The 9,910-nt window shown below is 60.5% G+C and carries 9 protein-coding genes; 7 read left to right on the top strand and 2 right to left on the bottom strand.

Going from position 1 to position 9,910, the window contains the following annotated elements; all coding sequences use genetic code 11:
- The first annotated feature begins 139 nt into the window (after positions 1–139).
- The 6 genes from ACNKH3_RS12735 (at position 140) to ACNKH3_RS12710 (ending at position 5,194) form a co-directional block, all read left to right on the top strand.
- The gene (locus ACNKH3_RS12735; protein ID WP_420209495.1) at positions 140–301 is read left to right on the top strand and encodes a transposase; all 162 of its coding nucleotides are present in this window, start codon (positions 140–142) and stop codon (positions 299–301) included.
- Positions 302–513: 212 nt separating this feature from the next.
- Positions 514–2,631: a COR domain-containing protein gene (locus ACNKH3_RS12730; protein ID WP_420209494.1), complete on the top strand. Its 2,118-nt coding sequence runs from the start codon at positions 514–516 to the stop codon at positions 2,629–2,631.
- An 80-nt stretch (positions 2,632–2,711) separates the two neighbouring features.
- Positions 2,712–3,731, top strand: coding sequence for a YhdH/YhfP family quinone oxidoreductase (locus ACNKH3_RS12725; RefSeq protein WP_420209493.1), 1,020 nt, complete (start codon positions 2,712–2,714; stop codon positions 3,729–3,731).
- Positions 3,728–4,717, top strand: a complete 990-nt coding sequence (locus ACNKH3_RS12720) for a KpsF/GutQ family sugar-phosphate isomerase (protein WP_420209492.1) — start codon at positions 3,728–3,730, stop codon at positions 4,715–4,717. Before ACNKH3_RS12725 ends, ACNKH3_RS12720 begins: the two co-directional genes overlap by 4 nt.
- A 13-nt stretch (positions 4,718–4,730) precedes the next feature.
- Positions 4,731–4,940 (top strand): CooT family nickel-binding protein, encoded by a 210-nt coding sequence (locus ACNKH3_RS12715; protein ID WP_417915874.1) that lies wholly within the window; start codon positions 4,731–4,733, stop codon positions 4,938–4,940.
- Positions 4,937–5,194: a hypothetical protein gene (locus tag ACNKH3_RS12710; protein ID WP_417915875.1), complete on the top strand. Its 258-nt coding sequence runs from the start codon at positions 4,937–4,939 to the stop codon at positions 5,192–5,194. The genes ACNKH3_RS12715 and ACNKH3_RS12710 overlap by 4 nt, the downstream gene beginning before the upstream one ends.
- Here ACNKH3_RS12710 and ACNKH3_RS12705 read toward each other — a convergent pair.
- Complete coding sequence (locus ACNKH3_RS12705; protein WP_420209491.1) at positions 5,188–7,827, bottom strand: ubiquitin-conjugating enzyme E2; 2,640 nt, start codon at positions 7,825–7,827, stop codon at positions 5,188–5,190. The genes ACNKH3_RS12710 and ACNKH3_RS12705 overlap by 7 nt on opposite strands.
- Positions 7,828–8,049: 222 nt before the next feature.
- Here ACNKH3_RS12705 and ACNKH3_RS12700 point away from each other — a divergent pair, with 222 nt between their 5' ends.
- The gene (locus tag ACNKH3_RS12700) at positions 8,050–8,673 is read left to right on the top strand and encodes an L-threonylcarbamoyladenylate synthase (protein WP_420209490.1); all 624 of its coding nucleotides are present in this window, start codon (positions 8,050–8,052) and stop codon (positions 8,671–8,673) included.
- 31 nt (positions 8,674–8,704) lie between these two features.
- Here ACNKH3_RS12700 and ACNKH3_RS12695 read toward each other — a convergent pair whose 3' ends face one another.
- Complete coding sequence (locus ACNKH3_RS12695) at positions 8,705–9,907, bottom strand: ABC transporter permease (RefSeq protein WP_417916624.1); 1,203 nt, start codon at positions 9,905–9,907, stop codon at positions 8,705–8,707.
- Positions 9,908–9,910 lie beyond the last annotated feature (3 nt).

Genomic DNA, 9,910 nt, shown 5'->3' with positions numbered 1-9,910 from the left:
GCATGATTTCTGGCATTTTCAACACCGTTTGATTAGAAAAATTTTGGCGCATACTGTCTGTGTTTTCATTAACTTATCCTGCAATCTCCCTCCGCTTGATCTGGATGGGCTGGTTGCTGTATAAAGAGTTGCACATTAGGTGTACGGTGTCTTTTCAGTCAGTCCGTCCCACGTTGACGACGTGAAAAAGTACATCGCCCGGCAGGCGGAGCATCATCGGGCGGCCTCTTTTCAGGCGGAATTCCGCCGGATTCTCAAAAAATACGGCGTGGACTATGACGAACGCTATGTCTGGGATTGAGTTCCCGGAGCAATGCTCCCCAAGCATTTTTTCAGCCTGAAAGGCTGCAACCCATCAGCCCGAGGCAACGCCTTGGGCGCGGTGGGAGACAGCAATCACCGGGCCGATGTATGCCCGGAGCGGTGCTCCGGGCTGAGGAACGAAACTCCTTCGGAGTTTTTTTTGTCTCCCTCATCAGCGCGAGGCAACGCCTTGGGCATGAAAAATTCACCATGAAACCAGACCTCATCCGCCAGATTGACGAGCTGCTGACAACCAGCCTGCGCCCCGCGCCGGAGTACTATGCGGCTGCGCCTCCGTTCGCCAGCCTGATGGCTGTCAAAAAAAATCAGCCGAAATATCTGCTCGATGCGCAAGGCAGCCTGATCGGCCTCAACCTTGCCGCGACCGGGCTGGATGATCTGCGCTGGGGGCAAGTCATCGCCCTGCTGGAGCAAAACGGCGTGCAGCTCCGCGCCCTCAATCTCTGCAAAAACAGGCTGCAACGCTTTGTCCCGCCGCCGGGCGTTGCGGCTCTGGCCGAGCTTGATTTGGATGAAAATCCGCTGGAAGATCCGCCGCCGGAAATCGTCAGGCAGGGCAACGACGCGCTGCTCCGCTATGTGCAGGCCGCCGCCGTGCAAGGCACGCGGGAAGCCTTTGAGATCAAAATGCTGCTCGTCGGCGAGGGCGACACCGGCAAGACCACGCTCTGGAACCTGCTCCAGAATCCTGCCCATCCGGTGCCGGACGAGCGGCAAAAAAGCACTGTCGGCATTCAGATCAAAGAGAACTGGAGCTTCCCGCATCTTGACCACGAACAGACCAGCGTTGCCGTCAACCTCTGGGATTTCGGCGGTCAGGAAATTCAGTACATGACCCACCAGTTTTTCCTCACCCGCCGCTCGTTCTACGTCCTGCTTGCCGACGGCAGAAAGGAAGCCGCCAATTTCTCCTACTGGCTGGACATCATCAGCCTGCTGGGCCGCGACCGCGAGCAGGACGGCAAACTGCCGGTGCTGGCAGTCATCAACGAGAAAGGCTGCAAAAATCCACCCTTGCCCTATGACAGCAAGACCGCCGAGGAGCAGTATCCCGGCTTGGAGATCATCAGGCGGCGGCTTGATTTCGCTGACAAAAACGACGGCAGGCTGGACGCGCTGACGAAGACGGTCAAGGAGCTGCTCTGCCGGAACATCAGCCATCTGCCGCTGCGCATTCCCAAGCTCTGGGACGAGGTGCGGGAGGAAATCAAACAGCTGCGGCGGCGCGTCAACCACATCACGCATCAGCAGTTTGCGGAGATCTGCGCCAGATGCGGCATCAAAGACCGCCAGCAGCAGGATGACCTGAGCCAGTTCCTGCACGATCTCGGCTTCATCCTTCATTTCAACGAGCCGGGCCTGGCTGATTTCCTTGTCCTCAATCCAAGCTGGGCCGTCAACGCCGTTTATGCCATTTTGGAGCATGAAGATGTCGGATACAACCAAGGCCGCTTCAACAGGCTGCTGCTGCAAGCCATCTGGACGAAAAAAGGTCTCTCCGTCGCCGAGCAGGACAAGCTGATCCCGCTGATGCTCAAAGAAGGGCTGGAAGTCTGCTTCCGGGCCAAAGAAAAAGGCGAGGAAATTTTTATCGCTCCGCAGCTCCTGCCAGAAGAGGCCCCGAAAAACGCCGACTGGCAGGACAGCCCGGAGACCCTGCGCTACATGTATCACTACCCCTTCATGCCTAAAGGCATCATCGGGCGGCTGATTGTCCGCCTGCACGAGAACATCGAAGGCTGCGGCGAGGACGATGCCTGCGGCCCGGACTGCCGGAAAATGGTCTGGAAAAACGGTGCGCTGCTGCGGAAAGACGGCTGCCGGGCACAAATCCGCTTCATCAGCGACCGCGAGCAGGGGCGCGAAATCATCAAGATTGAGGTGCAGGGCGCGTCCGCTGACGACCGCAGGCATGTCCTGCGCGAGATCCGCGAGGAGCTGGAAAAAATCAACCGGCGTTTCGAGGGGCTGCGCGTCTTTGAGAAAATTCCCTGCTGCTGCGGGGAATGCCGCGCTTCCGTCACCCCGCATGAATACGACCGGGCGGATTTGGAGCGGATGAAAGGCAAAGGCATCGAGGACATGCGCTGCATGAGCAGCGGCTGCAACGTCCTTATCCGCCAGCTGGAGGAAGGCGTTTTTCCGAACATGGAGCGGCTTGAAAAGCCGCCGGAACCAAGTCCGCCGCCGGATAAAGATGGTTCTGCATGGAAGCGCTGGCTGGCATGGATTGCAGCGATTGTCGGTTTCTTGGCCGCTTGCGCAGAATTCACCGGCTGCTCTTTGTCGGATATTTTAAAAAATTAGAGCGGTCTAGGCCGGAGGCGGAAAATGCGTCCGTCTGAAAGAATCGTTTTCAAAACAGTCAACTCAAAGTTATTTGCACAATGAACAACCAAACTGCCTTCCGCGCCCTTGTCGTGCGGGAAGAGGACAGCGGCTTTCAGCGGGCCGTTGAGGAACGCCGCATCGCTGACCTCCCGTCCGGTGAAGTGCTGATCCGGGTGCATTTTTCCTCGCTCAATTACAAGGATGCGCTCTCCGCCAGTGGCAACCGGGGCGTGACTAAAAAATATCCGCACACGCCGGGCATTGATGCGGCAGGCGTAGTCGCGGCCTCGACCGTGCCGCAGTTCAGCGCAGGTGACGAAGTGCTCTGCATGTGTTATGATCTGGGCATGAACACGCCCGGCGGCTTTGGCGAGTACATCCGCGTTCCCGCAGCTTGGGTGCTGGCCAAGCCGGAGCCGCTTTCCCTGCATGAAACCATGCAGATCGGCACCGCTGGCTTCACCGCCGCTCAGTGCGTGGACAAGCTGCTGACCCTTGGCCTGCGGCCTGAGCAGGGGCCGGTTTTAGTCACCGGTGCGACGGGCGGAGTCGGCTCTTTAGCCTGCGCCTTGTTGGCCAAGCTCGGCTTTGCCGTCACCGCCGTCACCGGCAAGGAAAGCGAGCACGATTTCCTCCGCCAGCTCGGCTGCGCGGCCGTGCTTAATCGCCAGCAAGCCATAGGCCGGGCCAGCGCGGCTCTGCTCCGCGAACGCTGGGCAGGCGTGGTGGACACCGTGGGCGGAGAAATCCTCGCAGGCGCAATCAAGGCGGCGCAGTACAACGGCCTTGTCGTCTGCTGCGGCAACGCGGCTTCCGGCGAGCTGCCGCTGACGGTCTATCCCTTCATCCTGCGCGGAGTGACTTTGGCCGGTATTGATTCCGCCGAATGCCCGCTGGCCCGGCGCAAAGAAATTTGGGACAAATTGGCCGGGCCGTGGCGGCCTCTTTTGCAGGACGCTCTGCAAGCTCTCAGCGTCCGCATCGGCCTTGCGCAGCTCTCTCTGACTATTGACGAGATGCTGGCAGGCCGGACACGCGGCAGAATTGTTATTGATTTAACAGGAGAAAAGAAATGAGCGTCGAGCAGGCCCGCGCGGTGCTGACCATTGAGGCGGAAGGAATTCATGCGGTGCGGGACGCGCTGGGGCCAGAGTTTGTGCAGGCCGTGGATCTGATCATGGCCTGCCCGCCCAACCGGCTGATCATCACCGGCATCGGCAAGTCCGGCTTGGTCGGGCAGAAGATGGCGGCGACCTTCAATTCCACTGGCACGCCGTCCTTTTTCCTCCATCCGGTCGAGGCCATGCACGGCGACCTCGGCATGGTGGCCCCGAACGACGTGGTGCTGGCGATTTCCTATTCCGGTGAGACGGCGGAGCTGGGCCGGCTTCTCGCCAGTCTGGGGGAACGTTCCGTTGCAGTCATCGCCATGACCAGCAACCCCCGCTCTTGGCTGGCTGAACAGGCGGCAGTTGTGCTGAATGTGGCCGTTCCCAAGGAGGCCTGCCCGCTGGGCTTGGCACCGACGGCCTCGACCACAGCCACGCTCGCGCTGGGCGACGCGCTGGCCGTGGCTCTGCTCCAGCGCCGCCGCTTCAAGGCTGAGGATTTCCGCCGCAATCATCCCGGCGGCAGCTTGGGCGAGCGGCTGAAGGTGGCGGTGCGCGAGGTCATGCTCACCGGCGACAAAGTGCCGATGGTCAGCGAGACAGCGGCCTTTGATGAGGCGATTGCCGAGCTGAACAGCAAAAATCTCGGCGCGGTGCTGATCACCTCAGCCGTCGGCGAGCTGCGCGGCATCATCACTGACGGCGATCTCCGCCGCTATCTGATCAGCAGCCTGCTGCCCAATGCCACGCACAAGGCCGGGGCGGCTGTTGCCGAGGTGATGACTAAAAAGCCGGTGAGCATCGGCCCGGATCTGATGGCCGCCGATGCGCTCAGCCTGATGCAGGAGAAAGACATCACGGTGCTGGCGGTGCTGGACGGGCAGGGCAGGGTGCTGGGCATCCTGCATCTGCACGATCTGCTCGGCAAAGGGGAATTCCGCTTTCTGATTTGAAAGGAGAAAACACATGTGCCAGCTCAAGGCGGTGGTGGAACGGCAAGGCAGCCGGGAAACGGTGATGGAGTCTGTGACCGGCGTGGATGTGACAGCGGACGGAGTGGTGCTCAGCACCTATTTTGAGGAGCCGCTGACTCTGCGCGGGGTGCGGATCAGGAGCGTTGACCTGCTCAACGGCGCAATTCTTTTAATGGAACAGAACACAGGAAAGGACAGATGAACAATTTGGACAAAGTGCGGGTGCTGCTGCCGCATTGGATTGAGCACAATCACGGCCACAGCGCGGAATTTCTCCAATGGGCGGAGACGCTGGCCGCCGAGTCGCCGGAAATCGGGAAGATGCTGCGGGCTGCTGCCGAGTCGCTGCAAAACGCGGAGCATGTTCTTAAAAACGCACTCAAACAGGCAGGCGGGCCGCTGGCCGCGCCGGGACATGCGCACAGCCACGGCGGCGGCGTTCATCACCATCACTGACAGCCAGGGCAGGGACTCCACTGATCTGAAAGCGGATCGTAGCGGTAGATCAGCTCCAGCTGATAGGAGCTGCCCCGGCTGCGCTCAATGCAGATCAGCTTGTACAGTTCTTGACCGCCGCTCTTTTTGATCAGATGCAGATCCGGACTGCGCAGGTCGGCGCTGCGGGAATTAGGATAGGCTTCAGAGAAAATGCGCCGGAAATTCCGGTTCAGCCAGTTCATTTTCAGTTTCATGCCCGCCTCGCGGCTGAGGCTGCTGAATTTGTCGCGGACATTGGCCTCCAGCTCTTTCAGATTTTCATCCTTGATCAAATCCGGCGTGTTGAGCAGCTCCTCTATTTTTCGGTAATGCCGCAGGGCGGCTGTCAGCGAGCGCTGATTTTCCGCCTGCACCGCCGCGTTCAGCTCAACACCTATCTCAATCATGAGCACAGTCCGTCGGATCGACGGCGCGGCGTTGCGGTCGGCCTGATCAAATAAAGCAGTCTGGCTGTCGAGCAAGGCCAGGCCGTTCTTGTAGCCTTGGACGGCGGCAGCCGGGTTGCCGCTGTCATAGTTCTGACGTGCCGAGGAGAGAATCTGATGCAGCCTCGACCGGGCCAGCAGCCGCTCGACCTCCAGCCGCTGCTCTGGGGTGGCGGCCTCTGGATTCGCCTCCAGCCGCGCTTTCGCCTGCTCAAGAATTCTGACCGCCTCCTGCCATTGCGCGCTGGTCAGATTTTGTTTTGACTGATCAAGATCACGGTGCAGCCGCATGGCCTCCATCTGCTTGCGGATGGCCGACTGATCATCCGCGCTGGCCAGGCTTTCGGACAGCTCCAGCGCCTTCTGGTAGGTGTCCTCCGCGTATTTCCAGTCACCGGCGTGTTCAGCTTTTTTGGCGTTGCTGAGCGCATCCTTGATCCGCAGCTGCCTGGCAAGCTCTTTAAGCTGCTCCGCTTCCGCCGCCAGACTGCCGCTGGCGGCGGAGGCGGCGAAAGTTGAGGCCGCCTCATAGGCCGTGGCCGCCGGACCGAAATTCGCCGCCGCCGCCAAGACTTCGGCCTGTACGGCCAGCCGGTCCAGCTGCTCGCGGTCCTTCACCTCCTGCACCGGCAGATACTGGCCTTTATATTTGCCCTCGCCCTGAATGCCGCGCTGGTATGCCTCATCCGCCAGCAGCTTTTCAATTTCAGCTTTGAGCTGGCCTTTGCCTGGCACAGGCAGGAGAACCGTCTTCAGCTTGGCCTGCGCGGCGCCGACATATTGCTGCGCCTCCTGAAAATCATTATGCCGGACAGCGTTCTGCCCATCTTGATAAGAAAGCGTGGCCTCCAGCAGCATGTTGGTGTCTCTGGTATATAACATCACTCCGGCGACGATCATCGCCGCCACACCCGCCGCAATCGCAAAAGGAGCCACAGGCACCGGCTGCCGCGCCGCCCGGACGATTTTGGATTTCGTCGTGGAAATTTCTTTTTTCTCTCTGGGCGGCGGAACGGCGGTTTTCTCTTTCGCCTTTGGCGGCGGAGGCGGCTCTTTGCCGGCTTTGCCATTTTTCTTTTTTCTTTTTTCCGGCTCCTCCTCAGCTGGCTCCTCCGGCAGCGAGAACGTGTCCAGCATGGACTGCGACTGCTGGAGCCGCCTGCCGATATCCGCCAGCCCCGGCAGGTCCACCGCCACTTTTTTTAGCTTTTCAAAAATCCGCTGCGCTTCCGGGAAATTGTCCTCATCTTCCAGCATTTTCATTTCCTGAAGAAGCTGGTCGCACTGAGCCTGCGCGGTCTGGACTTTTTTCCGCAGCCCTTCGGCCTCCGGCAGCGCGGGCGGCAGCTCTTTCAGCAGCCTCCCGGCGATGAAAAATTCCCGGCGGTCAAGATGCGCGCGGATTTCCGCCAGCTTGGGGCCGAAATCCTCGGGCGGGAGCGCGGCTTCCGGCTCGCCGATCTCCAGTTCGAAATCAGCCTCGTCCTGCGGCGTTTTCGCGGCGGATTCCTCCAAGCCGAGATCAAAATCCTGCGGCGGCTCAAAGTCCAGCTCCGCCGCTGCTGGCGCGGCGGTCAGGCTGGCGACATCCTCAATGGCCTGCGGCGGCTCCAGCTCCAAGGACAGCTCAAAGCCCTGCTCCTCCGGCTCCGCCCCGGCTGTCGGTCCAAGATCAATATCTTCCAAGCCGAGATCAAAGTCTTCCGGCTCCGCGCCGCCTTCCAAACTGTCCAACGGCAGCTCCGCCGCATGTTCGCTGTACCAGTCCGCCGCCTCCTGATTGAACGGATCCTCCAAGCTGTACACCTTGCCGCAGATCATCTCGCCTATGTGGAGGATGAGCTTGGCAAGGGACGGCTCCTGCTGCCACTGCGCTGAAATGCGCGCTGCGTCCGGGTCAATGTCAGGATGGAAAATCGGAGTCAGCGGCTTGACCGCAGGCGGAAAATGCGGATAGCCGAAGGGCAGGGTGATCAACACCACATGCCGGGAGACCCGGCGGACGCTGCCGTCCTCCTCGCGGACCAAGCCGGTCAGCCGGTATTCAAGCTCATAGCAGTCCGGCGGCTCGCCCTCGGTCTGCGCCAGAATAATGCGCGGATGCTGCGCAAGGAGCGCGCTGACTTCCTGTAAATCGGCGGTCCGCTGATCGGTCTGTGAAGGCATTTTTTCTGCTGGCGGAAGAAAAAGTTATGAACGGGAAACTCTGCCGTGACCGACGGAGTCAAAGCATTATAGGACATTTTATCTGCCGCAACAAGCCGCATCGCCGCCCGCCGGGAAAACGCGCGCCTTGGCGGCGGCAAGGCCGGACTTGTCCGCTGTCTTCTTTCTGTGTACAATGCCCGCGCAGGCAGATCAAGTCCAAGATGGCGGGAAACGAAAAAAATGGCGAAACAGATAGAAATCAATCCGGTCAACCCGCAGCAGCGGCTGATCGGACAGGCGGTCGAAGTGCTGCGGAAAGGCGGGGTGATCTGCTATCCCACCGACACCATGTACGGCATCGGCTGCGACATCTTCAATCAGAAGGCGGTCAAGCGGGTGCATGAGATCAGGCAGCGGCCCAAGCAGAAGCCGTTCTCCTTCATGTGCGCCTCGCTGGCTGACATCAGTCAGTACGCCCACGTCAGCAGTCCGGCCTACCGTCTGCTGAAAAAGCATCTGCCCGGCCCGTACACCATGGTGCTGCCCGGCTCAAAATTGGTGCCGAAAATCATGTTGACCAAACAGAAGACTGTGGGCATCCGGCTGCCGCAGTCGCCGATTTGCCTTGCGCTGATCGAGACGCTGGGCAATCCGGTGCTGAACACCAGCGCCCTGCGCGAGGGCTGCGAGGCTCCGGCGGCCTGCTACGAAGTTGAAGAGCTGTTCGGCGGCCAGGTGGACTTGATCATTGACGGCGGCGAGGTCTTCCCGGAGCCGTCAACAGTGATTTCCTTGATGACCGAACAGCCGGAAATCCTGCGGGCAGGCAAGGGCGACACCTCGCCTTTTCTGGAAAAAGGCTGAGAAAGGGTTTCCGGCTTTTTTTGTCGGCGCGTCACTCATGCCTTAACGCATCAATAGGATCAAGCCGCGCTGCCTTCAAGGCCGGGAAATAGCCGAAGATCACACCGACAGCGGCGGAGAAAAGAAAGGCGACAAGAATGATCTGCATGTCCGGCAGGAAGGGGATGTCCAGCACGCCGCTGAGGCCGTAAGACGATGCCAAGGCAAGGAGGATGCCGATGATCCCGCCGAGCGATGAGAGCACCACGGATTCGGTGAGGAATTGCAGCATCACCTCATGCTCGAAGGCGCCGATGGCGAGGCGGATGCCGATCTCGCGGGTGCGCTCGGTGACGGAGACCAGCATGATGTTCATGATGCCGATGCCGCCGACCAGCAGGCTGACTGCGGCCACTGAGCTGAGGAGGGCGGTCATGGTCTTGGTGGTGCCGGTGAGCATCGCGGCCAGCTCCTTGGTGTCGCGGATGCTGAAGTTGTCCTCCTCGTTTTCGGCCATCCGCCTGCGCTTGCGCAGCAGCTCGGTCAGGGCCGTTGTGACCTGCTCGGTCGAGCCGCCGTCGTCCACCGCCAGCTGAATCATGGACACGTCCCTGCTGCCGGTGAAACGCCGCTGCACCGCCAGCATGGGCATGACGATCAAATCGTCCTGATCCCGGCCCATCGTCGACTGCCCCTTCTCTTGCAGCAGGCCGATCACCTGGCAGGAGACCTTGCCAAGGCGGACGCTCCTTCCAATTGGGTCTTCATCTTGAAAAAGGTTCTTGCGCACGGTCTGGCCGATCAGGCAGACCGCCTTGCCCGCCAGCTGCTCAGTCGGCTCAAAAACCCTGCCGCTTTCAATCACCCAGTTGCGGACGGTGAAGAACTCATTGGAGCTGCCGGTGATGCTGGTTGACCAGTTGCGGTTGCCAGCCACGGCAGTGGAGTTGGCCGAGACCGACGGGGCCACGGCCTTCACGTGGCTGAGTTCGCGGCGGACCGCCTGCACGTCGGCCAGAGTGAAAGGCGGCGCGGAAGCCGATCCCGGCCCCCGATGCTGACCGGGCATGACCATCAGGACGTTGGTGCCCATGCTGGCGATCTGGCCCGCGATCCGGGCGGTGCTGCCGTTGCCGACCGTGACCAGGGTGATGACTGCGGCCACGCCGATGATGATGCCGAGAATGGTGAGAAAGGAACGCAGCACGTTGCGCCGGATGTCGCGCAGGGCGAGCAGGACAGTGTTGAAGAGCATGGT

It is taken from the genome of Candidatus Electronema sp. JC, assembly GCF_048287365.2.
In the GTDB taxonomy this organism is placed as follows: Bacteria; Desulfobacterota; Desulfobulbia; order Desulfobulbales; family Desulfobulbaceae; genus Electronema.
Note: the sequence above shows the minus strand (reverse complement) of the source record. Positions and strands in the feature narration are given on the sequence as shown.